The 23,742-nt window shown below is 39.1% G+C and carries 18 protein-coding genes; 6 read left to right on the top strand and 12 right to left on the bottom strand.

What is annotated here, in order from left to right; genetic code table 11:
- Window positions 1-81: 81 nt before the first annotated feature.
- The 9 genes from ACHFIY_RS01020 to ACHFIY_RS00980 all read right to left on the bottom strand — a co-directional run bounded on the left by ACHFIY_RS01020 (window position 82) and on the right by ACHFIY_RS00980 (window position 15,984).
- The gene (locus ACHFIY_RS01020) at window positions 82-1,320 is read right to left on the bottom strand and encodes a glycoside hydrolase family 88 protein (RefSeq protein WP_410844173.1); all 1,239 of its coding nucleotides are present in this window, start codon (window positions 1,318-1,320) and stop codon (window positions 82-84) included.
- Window positions 1,321-1,614: 294 nt separating this feature from the next.
- Window positions 1,615-2,718: a type I phosphomannose isomerase catalytic subunit gene (locus tag ACHFIY_RS01015; protein WP_410844172.1), complete on the bottom strand. Its 1,104-nt coding sequence runs from the start codon at window positions 2,716-2,718 to the stop codon at window positions 1,615-1,617.
- Between the two features lie 53 nt (window positions 2,719-2,771).
- Complete coding sequence (locus ACHFIY_RS01010) at window positions 2,772-4,976, bottom strand: GH92 family glycosyl hydrolase (protein WP_410844171.1); 2,205 nt, start codon at window positions 4,974-4,976, stop codon at window positions 2,772-2,774.
- A 1,183-nt stretch (window positions 4,977-6,159) separates the two neighbouring features.
- Complete coding sequence (locus tag ACHFIY_RS01005; RefSeq protein WP_410844170.1) at window positions 6,160-7,575, bottom strand: right-handed parallel beta-helix repeat-containing protein; 1,416 nt, start codon at window positions 7,573-7,575, stop codon at window positions 6,160-6,162.
- An 89-nt stretch (window positions 7,576-7,664) separates the two neighbouring features.
- Entirely contained in the window at window positions 7,665-9,080 is a 1,416-nt protein-coding gene (locus ACHFIY_RS01000; protein ID WP_410844169.1) for a choice-of-anchor Q domain-containing protein, read from the bottom strand.
- Window positions 9,081-9,103: 23 nt separating this feature from the next.
- Window positions 9,104-10,594, bottom strand: coding sequence for a RagB/SusD family nutrient uptake outer membrane protein (locus tag ACHFIY_RS00995; RefSeq protein ID WP_410844168.1), 1,491 nt, complete (start codon window positions 10,592-10,594; stop codon window positions 9,104-9,106).
- A 75-nt stretch (window positions 10,595-10,669) separates the two neighbouring features.
- Window positions 10,670-14,245 (bottom strand): SusC/RagA family TonB-linked outer membrane protein, encoded by a 3,576-nt coding sequence (locus ACHFIY_RS00990; RefSeq protein WP_410844167.1) that lies wholly within the window; start codon window positions 14,243-14,245, stop codon window positions 10,670-10,672.
- A 48-nt stretch (window positions 14,246-14,293) separates the two neighbouring features.
- Window positions 14,294-15,280 (bottom strand): FecR family protein, encoded by a 987-nt coding sequence (locus ACHFIY_RS00985; protein WP_410844166.1) that lies wholly within the window; start codon window positions 15,278-15,280, stop codon window positions 14,294-14,296.
- Between the two features lie 50 nt (window positions 15,281-15,330).
- Window positions 15,331-15,984 (bottom strand): RNA polymerase sigma-70 factor, encoded by a 654-nt coding sequence (locus tag ACHFIY_RS00980; RefSeq protein WP_410844165.1) that lies wholly within the window; start codon window positions 15,982-15,984, stop codon window positions 15,331-15,333.
- Between the two features lie 1,038 nt (window positions 15,985-17,022).
- On the opposite strand from ACHFIY_RS00980, the gene ACHFIY_RS00975 reads away from it, so the two are divergent.
- From ACHFIY_RS00975 to ACHFIY_RS00960, 4 genes are all read left to right on the top strand, one after another.
- Entirely contained in the window at window positions 17,023-17,214 is a 192-nt protein-coding gene (locus ACHFIY_RS00975; protein WP_410844249.1) for a phage integrase SAM-like domain-containing protein, read from the top strand.
- Between the two features lie 204 nt (window positions 17,215-17,418).
- A complete protein-coding gene (locus tag ACHFIY_RS00970; protein WP_410844164.1) occupies window positions 17,419-17,712 on the top strand; it encodes a hypothetical protein in 294 nt (97 codons plus the stop codon).
- A gap of 452 nt (window positions 17,713-18,164) precedes the next feature.
- Window positions 18,165-18,620, top strand: a complete 456-nt coding sequence (locus ACHFIY_RS00965) for a mobile mystery protein A (RefSeq protein ID WP_410844163.1) — start codon at window positions 18,165-18,167, stop codon at window positions 18,618-18,620.
- On the top strand, window positions 18,611-19,207 hold the full coding sequence (locus tag ACHFIY_RS00960) for a mobile mystery protein B (RefSeq protein ID WP_410844162.1): 597 nt from the start codon (window positions 18,611-18,613) through the stop codon (window positions 19,205-19,207). The genes ACHFIY_RS00965 and ACHFIY_RS00960 overlap by 10 nt, the downstream gene beginning before the upstream one ends.
- A gap of 779 nt (window positions 19,208-19,986) precedes the next feature.
- On the opposite strand, the gene ACHFIY_RS00955 is transcribed toward ACHFIY_RS00960, so the two are convergent.
- Complete coding sequence (locus ACHFIY_RS00955; RefSeq protein WP_410844161.1) at window positions 19,987-21,273, bottom strand: acetyl-CoA hydrolase/transferase family protein; 1,287 nt, start codon at window positions 21,271-21,273, stop codon at window positions 19,987-19,989.
- Between the two features lie 254 nt (window positions 21,274-21,527).
- Between ACHFIY_RS00955 and ACHFIY_RS00950 the strand changes: the two genes are divergently transcribed.
- Entirely contained in the window at window positions 21,528-21,995 is a 468-nt protein-coding gene (locus ACHFIY_RS00950; RefSeq protein ID WP_410844160.1) for a hypothetical protein, read from the top strand.
- A gap of 121 nt (window positions 21,996-22,116) precedes the next feature.
- Here ACHFIY_RS00950 and ACHFIY_RS00945 read toward each other — a convergent pair whose 3' ends face one another.
- Window positions 22,117-22,581 (bottom strand): SRPBCC family protein, encoded by a 465-nt coding sequence (locus ACHFIY_RS00945; protein ID WP_410844159.1) that lies wholly within the window; start codon window positions 22,579-22,581, stop codon window positions 22,117-22,119.
- 76 nt (window positions 22,582-22,657) lie between these two features.
- Here ACHFIY_RS00945 and ACHFIY_RS00940 point away from each other — a divergent pair, with 76 nt between their 5' ends.
- Entirely contained in the window at window positions 22,658-22,864 is a 207-nt protein-coding gene (locus ACHFIY_RS00940) for a hypothetical protein (protein ID WP_410844158.1), read from the top strand.
- A gap of 55 nt (window positions 22,865-22,919) precedes the next feature.
- Here ACHFIY_RS00940 and ACHFIY_RS00935 read toward each other — a convergent pair whose 3' ends face one another.
- Window positions 22,920-23,561, bottom strand: coding sequence for an MBL fold metallo-hydrolase (locus ACHFIY_RS00935; protein WP_410844157.1), 642 nt, complete (start codon window positions 23,559-23,561; stop codon window positions 22,920-22,922).
- Between the last annotated feature and the right edge of the window lie 181 nt (window positions 23,562-23,742).

Raw genomic sequence — 23,742 nt, 5'->3', positions numbered from 1 at the left:
AGGGCAAGCAACTCCTACAGCATATTCTTTTAATACCTCTATTCCTATACATCATGGTTAAGGCAATCATCGATAGGAAACTTATTTCTTTGCGTGTGCCAACAATCCCAGTGCATCATTTGCTTTGATAGCCAAGGATTTATTTTGCTTTTTGCTAATCATATCATACCGCAATAAGGCTTCTAAATAATAGTAGTCTGCATATACCAATGGCACGTCTATTTCCGAATGTTTGGGCTTGGCACCTACGCTGTGCATCAATATAAACCCTTTGTTGCTGCCAATGGGGGCTTTGTATTTTGGGGAAGCAAGGCTTTCCAACATTGTTTTTGCTGTTTCAATATATAGTTTGCTATTGGTTTTGCTGTATTGGCTTAACTCTAACAAGCCAGAAGCCATCACGGCAGCAGCCGAAGCATCCCTTTCCTCATTGGGTATATGAGGGGCATTAAAGTCCCAGTAAGGTATTTTGTCTGCTGGCAGGTTGGGGTGGCTCAAAATAAAATGGGCAACATGCTCTGCTTGGCGCAGGTACTTTTCTTGCTTTGTTTCCCTGTACATGACGGTATAGCCATACAAAGCCCAGCCCTGCCCACGGCTCCAAGCAGAACTATCTGCCGCGCCTTGGTGTGTTTTTTGTGCAAGCACCTTGCCCCCTTCACCATAGCAAATCACATGGTAGCTGCTATAGTCTTTGCGGAAATGGTTTTTCAAGGTATTGTCGGCATGGGTAACACATAAATCATAATAAGCTTTGTTGCCGGATGCCTTTGCCGCCCAAAATAAAAATTCCAAGTTCATCATATTGTCGATAATCACGGGATAATCGTACCCTTCCCAATCATCCCAGGATTTAATTACGCCATATTTTGGGTTGAACCGTGATGCTAAAGAAGCAGCACCTGTTAGCATAATTTGCTTGTACTGACCATTCTTCGTAAGGCGGTAGCCATTTCCAAAAGGGCAATAGAGCATAAAACCCAAATCGTGGGTACTAGTGTTTATTTTCTCTTTTTCCACTGCCATGCTCCATTTAGTGGCAGCATTTTTCCAGGCAGTATCGTGCGTAAACTCATATAGGTACCATAGGCTGCCGCCAAAAAAACCGCTGCACCACCAACTAGAGGGCATGTCTTTTGCCTCTCCATCTGGCCAGATAGATTGGGGGAACTTGTTTACATCCTGATGGGTAGTCAACATCGTTTTATACTGCTTTGCAGCATCTTTTATCTCCTTTTGTACATTCAGTTCCTTTTGTGCAAAAATTGTTTGGAACAATGAGAAGATACAAATTACTATAAAGAAACGCCTTATGCCCATTGTAGATTTATAAGTTTTAATGTTATCCAGATTTTAATATTTAAGGTTATTGCAAGGTGAAATCAGCCTTTAGCAACCCATTGGCAAAAAATTGATTTTGTTATTGATTATTAAAAAAATCTAATCCCATTGGCTTACGCAATATCGTTTCTCTAGCTATTAGTGTTAGATATATTACTATAAAACATGGTAATACCTCACTTAATCAAAATAATGTAATACTGTACTACATGTAGACATAAAAAAAGACAAATACCCTTAGTTGTGGTTGTTTATTTTTTGGTCAAATATCTTTTATTTATTTGCACCAGGTGGGTAACTAAGCAAACATTCTAGTGGCTGTAACCCAGAATTGGCAAAGCCAATCTCGCCTATATTGGCTGGCAAAAAAAGCATATCGCCCTGTTTTAACTGAATATCATAACCATTCCACTCAATAGAACCATTTCCACTCACTACTATGCATGTTTTAAATGAACTATCCTTTACAATCAAATTTGTATTAACCACTAGCTTGTCCATCTGAAAACAAGGTGTATGCTTTTCTGAAATCAAAGACACGATAGAATTGTCTCCCTGTTCCAACAATACCTGTGGCTTTTTGAAACATTGGTTATATAAATCAGAAGCTGAGAAAGTATAATAGCTAAAACAATCCAGCATATTATCAAACCCTACTCCTTGGTGGCAGAGCATATCTGGCAAAGTGCTGCCATCAAATGCTATTTTTTCAACCCGCATGGTATAATCGGTTGGTTCTTGTATTTCAATTAGAAAACATCCGCTACCAATAGCATGTGGCAACCCGCCTTCAATGAGTACAACATCGCCAGGCTGCACATAATATTTGTGCAAAGCCTGTATCATGCCATCAATATCTTGCTCGTCAAAATACTTTTTCCATATTTCTTTGTTGATACCCGGTTTAAAACCAGCAAAAACGTGGGGCGGCTCACCATTTATTTCTCTTCCACCTAGGATATACCATGCTTCGGTTTTTCCAAATTCTGATTTGAAGAACTGCCTTGAATAGGCTTTTGTGGGATGTACTTGTATGGAGAGTCGTACAGAAGCATCCAATACTTTGGTTAAAACTGCCAAATTAGGCCCGTATTTTTCAACATGGTGCTGTCCAAGGAATCCATAAGGATTTTGCTTTATCAAATCTATTAAAAGCAAATTGCCATTGCTTGTATCCACTTGGCTCAAGCCTTCATTTTCAATGAAATTGCTGTTCCTTGCAGGCACAAGGGATGCCACCCATTCTTCAGGTTGAAGGCTGTCGGAAGCGTTTGCTTTTCCTTGCCATTGCTCCAATAGCACCCCACCTTGATAAGACCGGTTAACTCGGTTGCTCAATAATTTTAAAGGTCCAAGAAGTACATCCTTTGCTTCCATTTTAACATTTTATGGGGTAAAATTTTTATTCGTGTTAATTCAAGTCCAATTTCTTACTTACTTAAAGATGGTGGCACAAACCCTTTGCCCCAACCTGATGGTTTTGCCCCCATCACAAATTCGAATGTTGCGCCGTTTACAATATCTTCTTGAAAGAAAAACGCTTTGTTATAGGGTTTGCCATTCAGCTTGGCAGACTGTATATATACATTTTTGGGAGACGCGTTCTGGGCTTTGATTACCAAATTTTTCCCAGATTCCATGTGCATGATGGTGCTTTCGTTGGAAGGGCTACCAATAATGTATAAATTTTGGCCTGCGACTGGAAAAATGCCCATCCTATTCCATAGGTACCATGCCGAAGTGGTGCCACTATCGTCGTTGCCAGGCAAACCATCGTCATTATCCGTAAAATTTTCAGCAAGGGCTTTCCTAATAAATTGTTGTGCTAAATCTGGTCTGCCAGCCCAGATAAATAAATAAATCTGGAGCATACAAGGCTCGTTCCATGCCTCATAATGGTGGGATACCGCATTTGTGAGGCTATCTAAAAAAACTTTTTCACCGCCAAAAAGATTGATAAGTCCTTTCACATCGTGGGGAATATCGTAAGTCCAAGTGTAGGCATGGCCCTCATAAAAACAAGGGCCTGTTTCGGATTTTTGTGGGTCGAAAGGCTCAATCCAAGTGCCATCCATATTTCTGCCCCTCACCAGTTTCAAATCGCTATCCCAAACATTTTTGTACCAATCGCACCTGCTTTTATATTTTTTTGCTTCCTCATCTTTGTGGAGACCTTTGGCAAGTTGGTAAAGGCAATAATCGCTGTATATATACTCTAAAGTGCGGGATACTGTTAGACGCTTTCCTTTAAACTTAGCATCTGCAGGCAAATAATGGTATTTAAGATAAGAAGCCAAACCAGCTCTCCCTGCATGTAGGCTTTTTTCGTTGGTAGTATCCTCCGCATTTTTTTGCATTGCCTTGAATGCGGTTTCGTAATCTACTCCTTTCATCGATTTCGCAAAGGCATCCGCAAACAGTACATCCGCCGTTGTGCCAACTTGAATCCATTCTCGTTGCAATGCACTGTGCGCATCGGGTAGCCATCCATCTTGTTTGTAAATATCAAGCAAGGTATTCAGCATGTCACGTTGTTCACGAGTGCTGATTAGAGTTAGGAGTGGGCAAACAGTCCTGTAAATATCCCAAATACATAAAAAGTCTTCATAGTATGGTCTTTTATTATCAATAATAGGGTTTTCTCCCGTCCAGTCAGATGGCACCAGCAAAGAATGGTAGAGGGCAGTGTAAAATTTTCTGTTTTCGCTTTCTTGGGTGTAATTGGTTTCTATTTTGCTTAATTCTGCTTCCCATTTATCATTGGCGGCATTTTTTATGCGGTCAAAACTCCAATCTGGAATTTCGTCCATCATGCTTTGCTTGGCTTTTTCTGTGCTTATCATTGATATGCCCACCTTCACCTGAATCGCTTGCGACTGCTTGGTTATAAAATTAAAATAACCACCTATTTTTTTCCCAGCAATGGTTTGCTTGGCATCAAAGAGCGTGGAATCGTTCCACATGCCATAGCTTTCAAAAGGGGTATCAAACACTGCATAGAAATATACTCGCCAAGGCTTGGTAGTGGATCGTCCACCTTTGAAAGTGTTGTATCCATAGATTGCCTTATTAGCTGAATCAATGTGTATTTCACCACCAATTGTATTACTTGAACCCCAGTCCAAGGGTCTAACAATGCCATATAAAGTAGCACCAGCATCCACCAGAACATGGCTATCCTTGCCTTTAGGAAAGGTATATCTATGAAAGCCTACATGAGCAGTGGTTGTTAATTCTGCAATGGTATGGTATTTTTTCAGCCCTACTTTATAATATCCTGGGCTCACTATTTCTTCATTTTTTGCCGATATGTGGTTCAGGCTTTCTATCGCCCCTGTGGTAGGAATCAACTGAATATTGCCATACATGGGCCCAGCCATGCCCGTAATGTGCATGTGCGAAAACCCTAGGACTTCTTTGTCATGTTTATAACCTGCGGCACCTGCAGGATATTTGTTATCAGACCCAAGTTTCACAAAACCGTGTGGCAAACAGGCACCTGCAAACACATTCCCATCTTTCATGGTGCCAATAAAAGGGTCTACATGCGAGGTGTACTTAGTTTTGGTTTGACAATATGCCGAGACAATCGTGCAACCGCAAACTAAGAGCGAAAGCCATAATTTTAATTTCATAATAAATGGAGGTCAATTAAAAAGCAATCAAAGAATAATGGTTTATTTACAATAGCTGATTAATTGACGTATAGTTACAGGCAAAGTACTATTACAGATTTTATTACTATTCATCAGGTAGGCACATAGCCTAAAAAGAAAGTCCTTGGCTTGTATAACGCATATAAGTAATAAGCCATAATTATCTTAATATAATTCTAAGAGGGTTTCGTTCTTGCCCCTCTCCTTTGGAGAGGGGTTGGGGTGAGGTCTCTAAAATAAATAGTATTAACTTAATTAAGTCTGCATACTTAACACCAAATAGCTTTGCAAAAAAGCAAAGTTTTCTTATAAAATGAAGCGGGTGCATTTCAAATCTTCGCTTTTTATTTCCCTTAGTTTCTATTCAAAGGAAACATTGATAATTGATTGAACTAGCCCCAACCTCACCCCAGCCCGACTTCACCCCAACCCTCTCCAAAGGGATGGGGTGAAGAACAAGGGAGAGGGAGAAGAAAAGAAGGGAAAGCGAAGATTTTAAATGGTTTTTTCCGTGATTTATTTTTTTACTATTTCCCTTTATTTCCTATAACTCATTGATATTCATTTGTTTATGTTTTTTAAGCCTCATTTTTTATGATAATTCAAGTGAATTTTATGATAGTTTATTGATAGTAAAATGATAGTTTATTGATAATGGAATAATAAATTATTGATAAGAAACTGATAAGATTTTGATAGTGAATTATCATTTTCTCGAGCCAACTACTCCGATACGGGAGGAAAGGCCAAGATGCTCAAACTCCTCTTTTAATGTAAAGTTGGCATGGATAGGTATATAGCCCAAAATAAAAATCCTATATGGGGGAAATATGCCCCCATGAACATCCAAAATTTCCCCCATATAGGATACACTTGTTGAGCAGCAAACAGCAAGGCATTGATTTAGATTATTTCCTGATTCTGCCAAATAGCGAACAACAAAAAAACGAACTTTTGAAATGCACCCAATGAAGCCTATGTTGGCCTATCTTGACTTAAATGTTTTTTTATTCTATTAAATATAGGTCCCTATATGGTTATTTTTTGTAAATATGGGAAAAGCCTGCGTAAGGTGAGTAAGTAATATCTTGTTTATGGCTAAAACCTTTTAGCGGTAATATTAAAGTACCCTATGGGAAAAGAAAATAAAGAAGTAAGAAAACTACTGCACCTCATAAGCCCCGCAATCTACTTTGCCCCCCTGTGGCCTTGCTACGCCCCTTATATCTTTTGAATAATATATACTCCTTGTCCCGCCGTCAATGGCAGGGCTGCCATTATTCAATAAAAAGTTAGCCACGGAGGCATCAGTAGAAAGGCTTATGAAATGCGGGTCTGCTACTTTGTCGTGCCCGCCCCTCTCCCCAACTGTGCCATTGTAATAAATATTATAATCGTACACAACATTGTTATTGCCATTGTTGCTAAGGTTGCACTTGCCATTATTGGCTGCGTACATGATGTTGTTTTTAATTTTGCAGTCTATGGCACTACTTGCATAAATATTTGCATAGCCTACCACTGTGCCATTGCCATAAGCTGTGTTGTTAATAATATCCACATGCGATGCTTTAAAGGCATGTATGCCAGAACCACCATTGTTGTAGCTGACGTTGTTTGCTACCAAAGTACGGCCATTGTATGCAGGTCCTTTGCCATTATACCCAGTTTGGTTAACATCCATGATAATGCCATTGCCATCAGACAAGCCCTTGATGCTGATCCAGGGTATTTGTGTTTTATTGGTATATACGATGTTGTCTTTTACAATGTTCTTATAGCCCGTTACACCATCGCTATTAAAGGGGTTTAAAATACTGATGCCGCTGCCAGCATACATCATGTACCAAGCGTTGTTGTAAACCAAGTTGCCTTGAATAGTAGTATAATCTGCTTGTATAGAACTAATGCCTCCCCCAGAACAGTCGTGTATTTTGCAATTTTGGACAACTACATGGGTAGGGAATACGGAACTAGTATTAGGACCGCCAATACTAATGCCATTGGTATTGTATTTTGCGTACTGGCTTTGGTCTTTCCCCCCACCTGCAGCATAGGTATATGCTGTATAAGCACCTGCATATGTAAGGTTTGCATTATCCCCTTTTACTTCAATGCCATCAATGATAATGTACGAAGCATTAATGGAAACAATATTCCAAACAGTGCCTGGGCCGTACAGCACAGGGTTGTGGCCGGGATAAGCTTTGTAGGTAATATACCTGCCACCAGAACCAGATTTGGTTATGTTCAGTAAGGTTGAATTATTAGCAGTATAAGTGCCGTTCATAAAAAAAACTGTATCCCCAGCAGTTGCCTTAAATACCGCTTTTGAAATGCTTTTAAACGGTGTAGTAGAACTAAGGCCATCACTGGTATCGGCACCTATTAATGAAGACACATAATAGCTATTGCCCGAAGGGCCAATGGAAACTATTGGGGCAATGGTTATGGGGTTATCCACCGTGTCCACATTAGTTACAACATAACCACTGGCATAATCGTCTTTTTTACAGCCTACAAAGGCGAGGAAGCCGGCCGATAAAACAATTATAGCAAGTTTAATATTTATATTCATAAAATTATCATTTTTTTTATACTTTGTATACATTATCATATTGACTTAACCGTAAAAAGAAAACTTAGTTATTTTTTACTTTCGCTCTCTTACTGCATTTCATAAGCCCCACAATCTACCCTGGCACGTTGTGGCCTAGCTATACCCCTTATATCTTTGGACGAATAAATGCTTCTTGTGCCTCCGTCTAGGGCAGGGCTACCATTATTCAATAAAAAATTAGCCACACTTGGATCTGTAGAAAGGTTGATAAAGTGCGGATCTGCCACTTGATCATGTGCGCCTTTTTCAGCTACAGATCCATTGTAATAAATATTATAATCGTACACTACGTTGGTGTTGCCGCTATTGCTAAGGTTGCACTTGCCATTTGTAGCAGCATACATAATATTATTTTTTATATTACAGTCGCTAGCACTACTGGCAAATATGTTTGCATAACCTACCACAGTTCCATTGCCATAAGTAGTATTGTTAATTATATCTACATGTGAAGCCTCGAATGCATGTATACCCGAACCGCCATTGTTATAGCTGATATTGTTTTCTACCAAAGTACGCCCATTGTAGCCAGGAGGCAAGCCAGAATACCCTGTTTGGTTAACGTCGATAATAATACCATTTCCATCTGATAACCGCGAAACACTAATCCATGGTATAAGTGTTTTATTATTATACACCACATTGTCTTTTATAATGTTTTTGTAAGTAGTTACCCCATCACTATTAAAGGGTGTTAAAAAACCCATCCCACTTGCGCCATACATGGTGTACCACGCATTGTTATACACAATATTGTGTTCAAGGGTAATATAATCTGCTTGGCAAGCACCAAGTCCCCCGCATGAACAATCGTGTACTTTGCAATTCCTTACGATTACATGGGTTGGAAATAAGGAAGTATTTCCAGGCCCCCCAATGGCAATACCATTCGTATTGTATTTTGCAAACTGGCTTAGATCTTTGCCACCACCGGCTGCATAAGTATATGCAGCATAAGCATCTGCATAGGTAAGGTTTGCATTGTCGCCTTTCACTTCAAGGCCGTCTATTATAATATAAGACGCATTGATGTAAACAATATCCCATATACCGCCAGGGCCATAAAGCACAGGGGTATGACCAGGATAAGCCTTATAAGTAATGTACCGACCGAGAGAACCGGATTTCTTAATACTTAGCAAGGCTGTATTGTTGGCAGTATATGTTCCATTCATAAAAAAAACAGTATCCCCAGCACCAGCAAGCCCCACTGCTTTGGAAATGCTTTTAAACGGTGTAGCCACGCTTAGCCCATCGTTGGTATCGGCACCTATCAGTGCGGAGATAAAATAGCTTTTACCTGCTGGGCCAATGGAAGCTACGGGTGCAATGGTTATTGGATTATCAACCGTGTCTGTATTGCTTACAACAAAACCACTGGCATAATCGTTTTTTTTGCAGCCAGCAAATACGAGGAAGCCTGCCAACAAAACAAGTATTGCCAATTTAAGGTTGATATTCATAAAGTAATCATTTTAAAATATTTTTAATACCCTAAATTTTGTGTGAGGCTAGGATTTAAATCCCTCTCTGTTTGTGGTATAGGGTAGTACTTCATGTAATCCTGCACTTGTGGCTTTTTGTCTGCTGTCATCACCTGCACGAGCCTGCCAAGCCTTATCATATCGTCCCTTCTTTTAGCTTCAAAAGCAAGTTCCCACCCACGCTCTTGAAGTATGGCAGTTTCAAATTTGGTAACATCTGGTATGTTTGTCAGCGTATCCAGCTTCACCCTTGCGCGTACTTTATTAATACCATTATATTTATTGGGGTCAGTTGGGTTTATCCTATTTAGTGCCTCAGAATTCATTAACAATACATCTGCCAACCGCAATATGATATGGTTACAACGGTCGTTTGAAGCATTAGACATTAAAACAGGATCTTTGTATTTGCCACAATAGGGCTGCCCATTTGCTGAAGCTACAAAATTGTATGGAAGACCAAGGGCAGGACCAGCTTGCCCTACTCCCTTGTCCCAATAAGTAGCATTGCGCCTGATGGTGTCTTTAGCAGTATAGGAATTATAAAATGGCCTTTCTGCCAGAAAGCTGCCAAACCCTTTCGGGAAAACGCTCGTGGGCGTTAGGTAAGCAGCTAGCGTGCTGGTAAGTAAGCCAGAGCCATAATCGAACTGGATACAAAAAATATGCTCGGATCCATTTTCCTTGTTTACGTCAAAAACATCTGCATAATTGGTATAAAGGCTATAGTTCGGGTTGTTCATTATTTTTTGGCTTTCGGCAGCTGCATTTTGAAAATCGGTTGCTTCTGCAATCGGCAAATATGCCCTTGTTAAATAAACCTTTGCCAACAAAGATGAAGCTGCCCCATTGCTTGGAAGGCCTTTGTAAGTGGATGGGATTGCTTTTTCATCTGGCAAGTACTGCTCTGCTTCCAGCAAGTCGCTGATTATTTGCTTGTAAACAGTATCTTGCCCTGTGCGGTAAGGCAAACCATGTGCATTGATTGAGTCTAAATCTGTAAAAGTCTGCGTTATCAACGGCACATCACCCCAAAATTTTACCATCTGGAAATAAGTCATGGCCCTAATAAACTTTGCTTCTGCCACAAAAGGCGCTATTTGGGCTGGTGTAAGTGGGCTGGTGGGAGCAGCTTGTATAATGATATTTGCCCTGCCAATAATGGCATAGCTGCGCTGCCACCATTTCAATATTTCTGTATTGCTTGGGCTCACGGTCAAGTTTTCAAAATCAGCCCTTGACCCACCTAACCCATATGTATAAAGTTGGTCGGAAAATAAGTCTGTCAGTTCATAAATAACTAGTCCATACCCATCGTTCACTTCCATTAGGTTATACATACCATTGCAAAGCGACCTTAAATCTGCGGTGGTTTTAGGGAAATTGTCTTGATTAAAAACACTATAGGTAGTTTCTGTCAAAAATTTTTTGCATGATGTAAGCCCAAGGCTCACCAGCATGATAAAAGAGATAATAAATACGATATTTTTCATGAGTTCCGCTAATAATTAAATGATTTAAATAAATGCTATTTCCTAACTAGGATAAAAGCAGATAGCACCAATATACTATAAACCTATTTTGAGACCTATGAGCAGTGATTTTGAAACTGGGTAAGCACCATAATCTATACCTTGCGCAAATTGGTTATTGTTATAAGAACCCACTTCTGGGTCGTAGCCAGAGTAATGGGTAAATGTGTACAAATTCGTGGCGGTAGCATATACCTTCAATGAACGCAGTTTAGCTCTTTTTACAAGGAAAGAATTTTCGGGCAAATTATAACCTAGCGTTACTGTTTTTATCCTTAAATAGCTGCCGTCTTCTATAATAGTATTGTCTATAAACCTAGTGTAACCCAATGCAACACCGGGCAAAATATTACTTGTTCCTTCACCCGTCCAAGAGTTTTTAATATAGGTGGCTTTGTTGGCCTGCTGCACTGTTTCCGTATAATATTTATTCAAATTCAATACCTTATTCCCTTGTTGCCCTTGCAAGAAAATAGTTAGTTCAACACTTTTATAGGTAAATGTATTAATGAACCCAGCCGTAAATTTAGGGCTGGCGTTCCCAATTATTTTACGATCATCTTTATCTATTTTGCCATCGCCGTTCAAGTCCCTGTATTTCACTGAACCAGGCTTTACGTTAACACTCGTTTTATAAGCCGTAGAAAAAGCGCTCTTATTTATTTCATCCTGCGATTGCCAGATACCATCTGACACTGCCCCTACAAATGTGCCTATAGACAAGCCTGGTTTTATGTCAATAAAATTTTGGTCAAGCCCTGCCAATGTACCAATTTGCAGTCCAAGTTGGCCCCCGTAGGGAAAATCGAATACTGGCCCCATGTCAATTATCGTATTCTTGTTTACAGCAAAAGTGGCCGTGCTGCTCCAAGTAAAATTCTTTTTTACCATTGGCTTGCCCGTAAGCGCCAGTTCAAAGCCTTTGTTTTCCAGTTTTCCAAGATTTTGCGTTCCAGTGTAAAAGCCTGACGTGCTAGGTAGCGGTACTGCCCACAACAAATGGTCGGTTGTCCTAACATAATAGTCAGCGGTAAGGTTTAGCCTATTATTAAAAAAAGAGAGGTCAATGCCTGTATTAATTGAAGCTGTCTGCTCCCATTGTACTCTTCGGTTTTGTGGTTGCGTTGTGTTTACAGCTATCGCAGGCTGGGAGGTACTACCAAAAGTACTATGGCCCGCTGATCCGTTCCCACCAGTAAGTACGTTTTGAGCATTGGCATAAGCCAATAATGAACCATAAGCCCCTATTTCTTGGTTGCCGGTTATGCCATAACCTAGCCTTATTTTTGCATCGCTAATTATTTTTACTTTCCTTATCCATTTCAGGTTGCTCAATTTATATGCGGCAGCCGCTGAAGGAAAGTAACCATATTTTTTGTCAGCCCCAAACTTACTGGAACCATCTGCCCTAAAATTGGCCGTCAACAGTAAATTGGTAAATAACTTCAGATTTACTCGTGAGAAAAAAGATTCCAGTTGATTTTTGCTTGCAGATGAGGTAGTACCTTGAGAACCAGCATAGCCCAAATTATTGTAGCTAAACGTATTAGTGCCTAAGTTTGACACATAAGCAGTGGCAGATGAAACTTGCGATACCTGAAAGGAAGTACCCACCAATGCTGTTATTGAATATTTTGAACTGTAATTTTTAGTATAAGTTAAGTAGTCTTCATTTATCCAATTGCTAGAAAAGTTATTGGTTTGGGCAGCTGATCCGTTTAAAGAACGTTGTTCATATAAATCATATGGTACAAACTGATCACGCCAGCCAGGGTTGTATTGGCCACCAATCAATGTTTTAAATTTTAGGTCTTTTATAATTTCATATTCTAATGAAACATTAACCTGCATCCTTAACGAATTGTTTTGGTCTACACTACGTTTTTCATAAGCCAGTGGGTTGCCAATCTGTTCAACTTGAGCCAATGGATCGGATGCAGACGAAGGATCCTTTATAATAATATTATTATAGCTATAGTTGCCTGTGGAGTCATAAACAGGCGTTACCGGGTTCGTCCGTATTACACCTAAAACAATCCCGCCCGCATTACCTCCAGCAGTGTTTATTAAAGTCCTGTTGTTAAGTGTTTTGGTAATAGTGGTAATTATGTTAAACTTTAGCTTGTTAGTAATTTCCCTGTCAAAATTAAAACGCAAGCTAGCCCTGCTAAACGCGGTGTTTTGGACAATGCCTTGTTGTTTAAAATAATTTCCACTTATCAAATATCTTGTCTTGGCATCACCGCCTGACAGGCTTAAGTTTACGCTGGTTACCGGTGCCGTCCTAAACATTACATCCTGCCAATCTGTATTGTGCGTTGAATAATAATCAAGCAGGTAGGGCGATGCAAAAGGCAATGCAGTGTTTGTATATGCATTTATCTGGTTCCTATATTCGGCATACTGCCTTGCATTCATTAGGTCTAGCTTGTTCGATATCCTGGCTGCACCTTGATAAACGTCTGCATCAATATTAACTTTTCCATTTCTACTACCCTTTTTAGTAGTTATCATAATAACGCCGTTGGCACCCCGCGAACCATATATTGCGGTTGCAGAAGCATCTTTTAAAACATCTATTGTTTCAATGTCGTTTGGGTTTATGGAAGTAATGTCCTCGCTGCTTGGGTATCCGTCAATCACATATAAAGGGTCGCTACTGGTACCTAGGGATCCAACACCCCTGATACGGATGGTAGCCGTTTCGCCTGGAGCGGCATTGCCAGATGTCATTTGTAGACCGGCAATCCTGCCCTGCAAGGCATCTTGTATTGTATTAATTTGTGCGCCTTGCAAGTCTTTTGCTTTTATGCTGGATATAGCACCGGTAAGGTCGCTTCTTTTAGATGTGCCATACCCCACCACTACTACATCTTCCAGTTTCTTTGCTTCGTCCAGTTTTAAAACAATGTTCAGGTTTTGGTTCTTTTTTGCCACGGCAATCTGGGCTACATAGTTGATGGAGCTAAACTCTAGCACGGCTGTTTCTTTTTGCACCTTTATTTTAAAAATGCCCTTCTCATTAGTTATGCCTACATTGTTAGTACCCCTTTCTTTCACGGTAACCCCTTGCATTATCTTGCCATTTTCATCTTTTACAGTGCCTGAAATAATAATGTCAATAGGCATTATTTCTACTAAACCGGTTTCATTGGTGCTTTTTTTTTCTGGAGCAGCCATTTCTTTTGCCATTTTAGGGTCGCTTTCTTTTCCTGATGGCACTGTTTGTAAATCGGTAAAAGAAGCTTTGGCCTTTATTTTCTTTTTAGCCACCACTACCAAATAGGTCTTGTCTTTTATTTTTTTATAGGTCAACCCTACGGTGTTTAGCAAATTGCCTAGGCTCACTTCTGCTGGCTCCTTTGTGTTTATTTGCTCTGTAGATACCGTTAAGCCTTCTACCACTTTGTCTTCAAACAAAATATCCACGCCAAATTTTAGTTTAAAACTTTTTAACACATCGGACAATTTTATGGTATAAGGAGCCGTGTCATTGCCTTTGTCAATATTGCTTTCCCCCATGGCATTGTTTTGTGCAACGCCTCCTTTAACAATCATTAATATCACGCATAGCAATAGCGCTTTCAGCAACAGGTGTTTAATCCCTTTCATAAATGGCAATTATTTTAATTCGTTATGTACTTATCGGTTTACCCGGCTTTATTCAAAAAAATATACAGTGTTGTCTTTTATTTTATAATTGATGTCTAGCAATTGTGCTATTGCATCAATCAACTCATCGGCTGTCTCGGCATGTACCGAGCCAGATATAGTTTTTGTAGCCAATTCTGCGTCTTCAAATTTCATGGCTATACCAAAATCGTCTTTTAGCAAGTCACCAATCGTCAGTAATTTAGACCCATCAAAAATAAAGTCGTGGTTTTTCCAGGCAGAGAGCTTCTCAGGGCTATCTATCTTGGCAAGCTTGCTTTGGCCACTGGCCGTGTTTGAAGTAAACAAATCGCCGGGTTGCATTACAAGCCCTTTGGCTATATTTTTTTCAGTGTAATTCAAGCATACTTTGCCCTTACGCAACACCACGTTTGCATTATTGTTTCTTGCATATACCGTAAACTGCGTGCCCAGCACCTGCACCTTTAATTTATTATCTGTTGTTACTACAAATTGCTGGTTGCTTTTGGTGTGTACTACCGAAAAATCGGCCTCGCCATTTAGCCATACTTCCCTTTTGCTTTTGCCAAAGCCAAAACGGGGGAAACGTATAGATGTATTTGCATTCAGCGAAACAATGCTGCTATCTGGCAGTACCACTAGCTTTGTTTCTCCATAAGCAGTTTGTATTGTTTTATAAAAAATCACATCTTTAGAAAGCATAAAAGACACACCTGCCAGCAAAAAAACAACAGCTGCCACTGCCCATCTTCTTTTAATTTCCCAAAGTATAGGTTGCTTCTTTTTTATGTCACGCACCAAGGCATCCTCTTGCAAAATCTTTGCAAAAGCTGCTTTTTCATTAGGTACAAATTGAATATTGGTATTTTCCCACTCATCTAAACATTCATAGTAAAATTCTACATTAATAGGATCTTCCAGCCAAGTTTCTATTACCTTCTTTTGCAATGGCGTAGATTGCCCTGCAAAATGATTTAGTAGTATATTTTTAGTTATCGTGTTTGAATTAATCATAAACTTTTTTATTAACTGTCACTTACTTTGTTTTAAATTCGGCTATACAATTATTTCAAATATGCAGAAAGTGAATTTTTAAGTATTGCGAGTGCCTTCATCATGTGCGCTTCTACCGTCTTTAATTTAATATCTAATTCCTCTGCTATCTCCCTGTTCTTTTTACCCTCTACCCTGCTCATCAAAAAAACTTTTTGGCATTGTGGCGAAAAAGAATTGATAGACTCTCCAATTTTATTATTCAACTCGTCAAACAACAAAATTTTCTGTGGCGTATCGCATTCAAACAAGCCCTCTTCATCTTTATTATTTAAAAAATCGGGCTTTTTTGCAAACTCATTTTTTAAATAATTATAAATATTGTTTCGCAATGCTTGATATAAATAAGCCCGGTAACTGCCCGTGATTGTTTCAAAAAGTTTTTTCCGCCAAACATTCGCAAAAATCTCGCTCACAATATCCTCAGCAATCTCTTTTGAATATACATACCTTATGGCATGGTTGCAAAGCGGCTTGTAATACTTTTTAAAAACCAATTCAAACCCTTTTTCGGGGTTGCTCTTGATAATATTCTTAATTAAAGATTCATTATCCAACACATTAGCAAATTCTTTATCCGTATCTTTTTCAGCATACAAGTTAAAAACCGGCTTTTTTTCCCGCAAGGCTTTATCATTAAAAATTGACAATTCCAATCTTTTCATCGCAAGCAAATTGTTATCTAGTCATGAAGACAATTATTAAAAGAAATACCCTTAGTGCAAAAGGAATTTTTTAAGCAAAAAAATATCGAATATTTTACAATATTCTTTATTGTGCAAACAGTTCAAGAAATTACGCTTTGAAATCGACAATAAAGTTCGATTTAATTTCTCCGTTCAATTAATTTCTTTTTTGATTTAAAACAATACGAGAATTTATTTTTATGATATGTTCTGGCTATGCAATTTGTGTGAAATATTGCTAAAAACAACAAAAAAGGCTACAAGGCAAAATGCCTAGCAGAGTAGATGTCTCAAAACAAAAAAGGAGCTACGATATAACTTCGTAACTGCTTGATTTCCAAGGTGGACTCACCTGGGAAAAATCCAGCTACTCCCTGATTATGAGTCATTGACACATGCTTTCCTATACCTTTTTTTACTATCATTGCTAACTACTTTTCAATAAAAATGCTTCTTTTATTTTCCTTTATTACTAATTTATTTAGTATATTCGTGGTCGCATTTGTGGTCGCAATTTTAAAAAAAGAAGTATGTCAGAACAAAAGTAACAGTAAGTTTTTACCTCGAAAAGACAAAACCCAATTCAGAAAGCAAGTGTTTAATCAAGATGGTAATTTATTGTAATGCCATTAAAAAAAGTTTTCAACGAATTGCCATGCTACTATTGAAGAATGGGAAAAATTAAATAACTCTAAACTTAGGGATTCCAACCTAAAAGAAATCAAAACTACGCTGAACTTAAAATAATAGCTAGCTTAAACCCATTTTCATTCGTTGCTTTTGAAGAATCCTTTTTTGGAAATTCAATTGTAAATAAGAATTTAGCATTACAATATTGGTTTGACACCTACATAAAAAGCTTAAACCCGGATTTTGCAGTTGACTTCGTTATGAAAGGCTCAAATGCAATAAAGACAAGTATTTGAGCTGAATTTTTGGTCGAAAACATAGTGTTCTATGGCAAGGCCAAAAAATCAAGCAAATGCTTGTGTTTGAAGTATTTGGGGCTTGCAATAGATTTCAAATGCAAAATCCGGGTTAAATGATAAAGGCAGGGTTGGTACAGCTTCATCATACAGAACGACTATAAACGCTTTAAATGAGTTTAAAAAAGGCTTGCGTGCACAAGATGTAACCACAATTTTATTGGATAATTACGAAGCTTATATGCTCAAAAATGGCAAAACAAATACAACAATAGGAATCTAGTTGCGCCAGCTTAGGGCAATAATAAATCATTTTATTGCCGCCGGATTATTACAGCAAGAAAAATACCCTTTCAAGAAATATGAAATATCAACAAGCTGCAATATTAAAAAGGCACTTTCCGATGTTGAAATTAGTAAGCTGTTAAATTATATTTCGGCCAAAGAAGATGAGCAAAGGGCACTTGATTTTTGGATATTATCTTAGTTGTGTAGCGGTATCAACTTTGCCGATATTACCCAGTTAAAACCTTCTAGCATAGATGATAGCTACTTGCATTTCATCCGTCAAAAAACAAAGAATACTAAGAAAAAAGATTTAAGGCCAATAAAAATAGGCTTGCACCTAAAGGCAATAGCTATAATCCAAAAGCGAAAAAATACAGAGCATTTAAAAGCCAACGATGGCCAAGGCATCATTTGCGAAACCAAAGCCGATACCATGAGTAGTGCTAAAAAGCAAGACAAATTATCCATACCTATTTGCAGCATAGTCTGTTGATGTTCAACAATTTGCCTAAGCAAAATGAAGCGATGCAGTTCCTTTCAGGCAATGGCAAAAAGAAATTTTTTGAAGCCTTGCCCGTTGAATTTACTAGGAAAGAAGCCACAGAAATAGGGGTAAAATTTTAGCTATCGGCACGAACGGTCGATGATGTATTAAAATGCTCCATTGGCTACACGCTCAATAAAATAAAAGGCGGCCATTACCAGCGTCTATAATCAAGCCTCCGTTCGGAGGTTTTTTTGCTTGCCCCTCTCTTTTGGAGAGTGGTTGGGGTGAGGTCTATTCACTTTGCAATCTTTGCAATCTTTGCAAGCTTTGCAAAATAGTCAAGTCATACCCTTATATAGTTCCTATATTTGTCAGCCCATACACTTACTTGCTTTCTTTTATTGTCAGCTTATATCCTTACATTTGCCCTTGTTTAGTCAAAGTATAACTTTACTATCATGAGCAAGTCATTACAAATTCAACAACTCAATAGCAAGTTGTTGTCCTTCGCCATTTTGCAAAAAGTGGCTATGCCACCCACCGGATGGGTAAAAGCTATTCGCCTGGCACTAGGCATGAGCATGCTGCAATTAGGCAATAGGCTTTCTATTACCAAGCAGAGTGTACAAGACATGGAAAATAGGGAACAAGATGGCTCTATTACCATCAAGGCATTAAGGGAGGCCGCAAGGGCTTTAGATATGCAATTAGTGTATGGTTTTGTTCCAAACGATGGCAGTTTAGAAGCATTGATAAACCGTAAGGCGAAAGAGCTGGCTACACAAATCGTTCTGCGCACTTCTAACACAATGAAGCTAGAAGACCAGGAGAATACAAAGCAACGCATAGAAAAAGCCATACAAGAAAGAACGGCCACTATCAAAAATGAAATGCCTAAAACACTATGGGATTAGATTTAGATTACATAGACGGCCAAACCCCATTGGATGAAGACGAGAAGGAAGGCTTGCTTATTCCCACAATTGCCACCCATGGCGAGTTGGACGAGTTCGAGCAGCAAAATATCGAGCAAGCTGTATTATGGTCCTTAAATCGTTCATTCAAGGTCGAAGCTGTGTTATCCGAAAATTTCATTAAGGCAGTGCATAAGCGTATGTATGGCAAAGTATGGGCTTGGGCAGGTGAGTTTCGCAGGTCAAATAAAAACATTGGGGTAGATAAATACCAGATAGCAACCGAGTTAAGGTATTTATTGGATGATGCAAAATTTTGGTATGCAAATAATACCTTTAGCCCCGACGAATTTGCCATTCTTTTCAAGCACCGTTTGGTTAGCATTCATTGTTTCCCAAATGGAAACGGTAGGCACAGTAGGCTAATGGCAGATATTATTATAGAGAAAATATTTAAGCAAAAGGTATTTACATGGGGTGCTGCAAATTTGGTAAGGCAAGGCGATACTAGGGCTACTTATCTTAGTGCCATCAAAGCAGCAGATAAAGGGGATATTCAACCATTAATAAACTTCGCAAGAGGATAAAAAAAATAGAAAGGAAAATAAAGTAATGGCATCTAACTTTTTTACAAATCAGGGAGTAAATACACTATACAAAAAATTTGTAGGAGTATTCGAAGACATGCAGAATATAGAATACTTATAATTCAAAATTCCCCCACCATGGGGGCATTTTTGACTGCTCATGGGGGCATATTTTCCCCATATAGGATTGTTCTTTTGTATGGATTCCAAATCAATCCGAACTTTGTAGTTTATAGCCCCTTGTTTTCATTAGCACAAGCCCTTTGGTTAGCCTAACCATTGCTCGCTACACCGTGGGGCTTAGTTTAATATACAAAAAAAACGTTATTACGAGTTACATCCATGCTTAAAAAATACGCAAAAAGTACGCACTTTTCTGCGAAAAGTAAGCACAAAATATGCAGAAAATACGCATAAAATAAGCACAAAATAAGCACAAAATAAGCATAAAATACGCACTTGAAAAAAGTCTAAAACGCTGTATTTCAATGATTTATGGTGTAAAAGGCCTCGAAAATTAATTTTGGTTTCCAAAAGCCAGCCAACCCAAGCGGGAAATGCTACTGAAAATGGGCTATACATTTTGGATTTTACCCCTGCCATGTTTGCATGAAATGACAGGTTACCTTTCACCAGCAACTCAAAAAAAGAATTAGCTGTTATTTCTCAAATGTGGCTAAGCTGAACATTTTTCTTAAAGAAATTATTGAAATAGGTTGTTTCGTAGAACCCATTAGCATAGGCAATTTAAAAAGCTAAAAATTTTATGCCCTCCCCAATCATGCAAATAGTTTAAACCGGTCATGGCATTGCTGGGCAAGCTTTTCCCTGTCGTCTGGGTGGGATATATTAATTAACGCATGGGCACGTTGGCGGAGGTTTTTGCCGTATAGGAATGCGGTGCCATATTCTGTAACCACATAATGCACATGCCCCCTTGTGGTTACCACACCTGCGCCTTGCTGCAAGAATGGCACAATACGGGGCGTGCCCTTATTGGTCCTGCTGGTTATAGCAATAATGGGCTTGCCGCCTTCGCTAAGGGCAGCCCCACGCATGAAATCCATTTGGCCGCCAATGCCACTGTACTGGTAAGTGCCAATGCTGTCTGCACAAATTTGCCCCGTAATATCTACCTCCACGGCACTATTAATGGCTATTACTTTAGGGTTGCGGCGTATAACGTGCGGGTCGTTTACATAATCTATATCCAAGAAGGCAAAAGACGGGTTGTCGTTTACATAATCGTACAATTTCTTAGTACCCAATGCAAAAGCTGTTACCATTTTATTAGGGTGTATTTTTTTCTTGCTGTTGTTGATTACATCTTTTTCAAACAGCCCAATAACGCCATCACTGCACATTTCGGAGTGCATGCCTAGGTTTTTATGCCCATACAATGCTTTTAGCACGGCATCGGGTATAGTGCCTATGCCTACCTGTATGGTGCTGCCATCATCAATTAATGCAGCTACATTTTCGCCAATAATAAGTTCCGTGGCCGTTGTTTTGCTTCCATAATCTACTTGTGGCAAAGCCTCGTCGTGAAATACCATGGCTGTAAACCGGTCGGTATGTATCATGCCATCGCCATGGGTACGTGGCATTTGAGGGTTTACCTGTGCTATTACTTTTTTAGCACAATTCACGGCTGTGCGCGCCACGTCAACCGATACGCCAAGTGAGCAGTAGCCATGAATATCTGGTGGCGACACATGCACTATTGCCACATCTATCGGCAACACAGTTCGCATCATGTCTGGTATATCGCTGAGGAAGGCAGGAACAAAGTCAGCACGGCCGTCTTTCACGGCTTGCCGTATGGGTTCGGAAACAAATAAGGAATTGATGTGGAAGGCATTCTCGTAGCCTGGCTCAGCCAGTTCTATATGCCCTTGCAGGGTGATGGAAATGATTTCCGTATTTTCTAAACGGTCTTTTTGTTTTGCTAGCTCCCTTAATAGATACAAAGGGGTACAGGCACTGCCCTGTACAAATATGCGTTGCCCGCTTTCTATTATGGATAATGCCTCGCTCGCTGTTGAATACTGATATGGATGGATCATATGTCAAGAATTAAACCTTCTAAAAAAGCAAAGGACGCATGAAAGGAAGGAAGAAAAAATGACTTTGGTTAGTTTTAAGTTATCAAAATCATTTTAAAGAAATAATTAAATGCAAAGGGGACAAAGATTTTTATATGAAGAAATTGCAAAGTGCTATTTTTAAAGGAAACTGGTTTATTTAAAAGACGAAAATAACAGTAATCCTAATTATTGTATTGACACAAAAACATCAGTTATATATAAATACTACCACTATGCAAAAAACGACTTTAATAATACTGGTTTTTGGCGCGGTCATTGCTGCCTGTGCGGCTATCAAAAAACAAAGTTTAGCAAAATTACAGCAAGGCATCGAAGGGCGTGTGGTGCGCCTTACTGGCAACCAAATGCCTATGCAAAATAGGCGGCAGGCTAGCACCCCCAAAGGTCTTGCCACAACGGTATATATGTTTGAGGTTGCCAATATTAGCCAAACAAAACGGCAGGGAAGTACTGCGTTGTACGATAGTATTCATACCAAGCGAATTGCTACAGTGCAAACAGACTCGGCAGGTCATTTTGCTGTCCACTTGCCCGTGGGCAGTTATTCTATATTTGTAAAAGTGGGTAATGGTTTTTACGCCAATCGCTTTAACGAGCAAAACAATATTAATGTATATAGAGTGGAAAAAGGAAAACTTACCCAAGTGGAAGTAATGGTGAGCGAGGGGGCGGTGTTTTAAAGAAGTCGTAAGTTATAAGTGGTAAGTCGTAAGTGGGGAGCAAGAAATTCTTTTAAAATAAATTGCCACGAATGGTACTATATGATTTTCCTACTTACCACTTACGACTTATTACTTACGACTAATGCCCAAACCTCTCCTCCACCGCTTTGAACCGATAGTCAAATATCTTTTTCAACTGGGCTTTTACCAATACTACGTTGGCAATATCGCCCAAAATCCAAAAAGGCACTTTGTAATGCACAATATCCGTCATTTCCACGCCGCCTGTTACAGCTTTAAAATGATGCTGGTGGTGCCATAAAGTGTAGGGGCCAAAGCGTTGCTCGTCAATAAAATATTGCTTGTCCTGTACATGGGTTATTTCAGTCATCCAATACATGGGTATGCCTAGCAAAGGGCTAACGGTGTATTCAATAATTTGCCCTGTGTACATTTTGTCGCCATGGTATTTGCTTATGACGTTAAAGCCCATGTTGGCAGGGGTAATGTCTTTCAGGTTGGCAGGGTTGCTGAAAAATGCCCATGCCTCATCTAAAGAAACAGGGATTGTTTGAACGGTTGAAAAAGAATATACTTTGCTCATAATAGAAAGTTGTTATAAACTAAACAACTTGCGCAATTAAAAAGTTGTTGGTATATTGCAATAAATATTTGTTTACATGCAAACTACCATAAGAGGATATTATGAGCAAGGTAAAATAGTGCTGCAAGAAGCCCCACCCGTGGAAAAGCATACAGATGTGATGGTTACTTTTTTAATTGATGAAGCCCCACAAAATAAAACAGCTTTCCGTAAGCCAAGTGGGCTTAAAGGAAAGGTAACCATACCTGATGATTTTAATGCCCCATTAGAAGACTTAAAATAGTATATGTAATAGAAGGCAATTTTTGTGCCTTCGTGGCTATTCTTATTTTCCTTTATTAGCCCTGCAAATAAGGGTTTTGCTTTTTCTCGCTGCCAATAGTGGTGGCATTGCCATGGCCATTATAGACAATTGTTTCATCGGGCAACGTAAAAAGCTTTGTGCGTATGCTATTTATTAATGTTTCAAGGTTGCCACCTGGCAAATCTGTCCTTCCTATGCTTCGTTGGAACAACACATCGCCGCTAATAACAAAATGCTGTGCCTCGCAATAAAAACTGATACTGCCTGGCGAGTGGCCTGGTGTTAGCAGCACTTGCAATTTATCTTCATCCAAAAAAATAGTGTCGCCCTCATTCAAAAAATGCAAAGGCCCTGTGTAATTGTCAAAAGGCAAACCCCATTTCATGCCGCTTTGTGGGGCAAAAGCTAATAATTTTTCCTCATCGGGATGGATATGAAGCTCTGTGCCATAAACCTTGTGTACCCATTTGTTGCCAAATACATGGTCCAAGTGGCAGTGCGTGTTAATAAGTTGTTTTACTTTTAGCCCCTTGCTTTCAATAAAAGCCTGCAACTTTTGTTGCTCTTCTGAAAAATAACAGCCGGGGTCTATGATAATGGCATTGCCATGCTGGTTGTAAACAATATAAGTGTTTTCCTGCACTGGGCTAAACACAAAGGAGTGTACTGTAAGCATATTTGACGTTTTTAGAAGTTTGTATAAAGTAAACACCTAATTTTAACAGTGCTACAACTAATGATTTGCAGCCACAAAGCTGAATAAAGTAATTTTACCAAGCGATTTTTTTTAATGGGAAACTAAACTCATTGTTCAGGGCATTTGTTGGGGTTTTAACTTTTAGGGTCAATATCAGAAA

It is taken from the genome of Parasediminibacterium schistidii (genome assembly GCF_046546515.1).
In the GTDB taxonomy this organism is placed as follows: Bacteria; Bacteroidota; Bacteroidia; order Chitinophagales; family Chitinophagaceae; genus Parasediminibacterium.
Note: the sequence above shows the minus strand (reverse complement) of the source record. Positions and strands in the feature narration are given on the sequence as shown.

Bases quoted from the DNA above. Each gene is read 5' to 3' on its own strand.
- ACHFIY_RS00940 (WP_410844158.1), top strand. From the start codon at position 22,658: ATGCAAACTACCATAAGAGGATATTATGAGCAAGGTAAAATAGTGCTG.
- ACHFIY_RS00955 (WP_410844161.1), bottom strand. From the start codon at position 21,273: ATGATCCATCCATATCAGTATTCAACAGCGAGCGAGGCATTATCCATA.
- ACHFIY_RS01010 (WP_410844171.1), bottom strand. From the start codon at position 4,976: ATGAAATTAAAATTATGGCTTTCGCTCTTAGTTTGCGGTTGCACGATT.
- ACHFIY_RS00950 (WP_410844160.1), top strand. From the start codon at position 21,528: ATGCAAAAAACGACTTTAATAATACTGGTTTTTGGCGCGGTCATTGCT.
- ACHFIY_RS00990 (WP_410844167.1), bottom strand. From the start codon at position 14,245: ATGAAAGGGATTAAACACCTGTTGCTGAAAGCGCTATTGCTATGCGTG.
- ACHFIY_RS01020 (WP_410844173.1), bottom strand. From the start codon at position 1,320: ATGGGCATAAGGCGTTTCTTTATAGTAATTTGTATCTTCTCATTGTTC.
- ACHFIY_RS00995 (WP_410844168.1), bottom strand. From the start codon at position 10,594: ATGAAAAATATCGTATTTATTATCTCTTTTATCATGCTGGTGAGCCTT.
- ACHFIY_RS00980 (WP_410844165.1), bottom strand. From the start codon at position 15,984: ATGAAAAGATTGGAATTGTCAATTTTTAATGATAAAGCCTTGCGGGAA.
- ACHFIY_RS00935 (WP_410844157.1), bottom strand. From the start codon at position 23,561: ATGCTTACAGTACACTCCTTTGTGTTTAGCCCAGTGCAGGAAAACACT.
- ACHFIY_RS01005 (WP_410844170.1), bottom strand. From the start codon at position 7,575: ATGAATATAAATATTAAACTTGCTATAATTGTTTTATCGGCCGGCTTC.
- ACHFIY_RS01015 (WP_410844172.1), bottom strand. From the start codon at position 2,718: ATGGAAGCAAAGGATGTACTTCTTGGACCTTTAAAATTATTGAGCAAC.
- ACHFIY_RS00945 (WP_410844159.1), bottom strand. From the start codon at position 22,581: ATGAGCAAAGTATATTCTTTTTCAACCGTTCAAACAATCCCTGTTTCT.
- ACHFIY_RS00985 (WP_410844166.1), bottom strand. From the start codon at position 15,280: ATGATTAATTCAAACACGATAACTAAAAATATACTACTAAATCATTTT.
- ACHFIY_RS00960 (WP_410844162.1), top strand. From the start codon at position 18,611: ATGGGATTAGATTTAGATTACATAGACGGCCAAACCCCATTGGATGAA.
- ACHFIY_RS00965 (WP_410844163.1), top strand. From the start codon at position 18,165: ATGAGCAAGTCATTACAAATTCAACAACTCAATAGCAAGTTGTTGTCC.
- ACHFIY_RS01000 (WP_410844169.1), bottom strand. From the start codon at position 9,080: ATGAATATCAACCTTAAATTGGCAATACTTGTTTTGTTGGCAGGCTTC.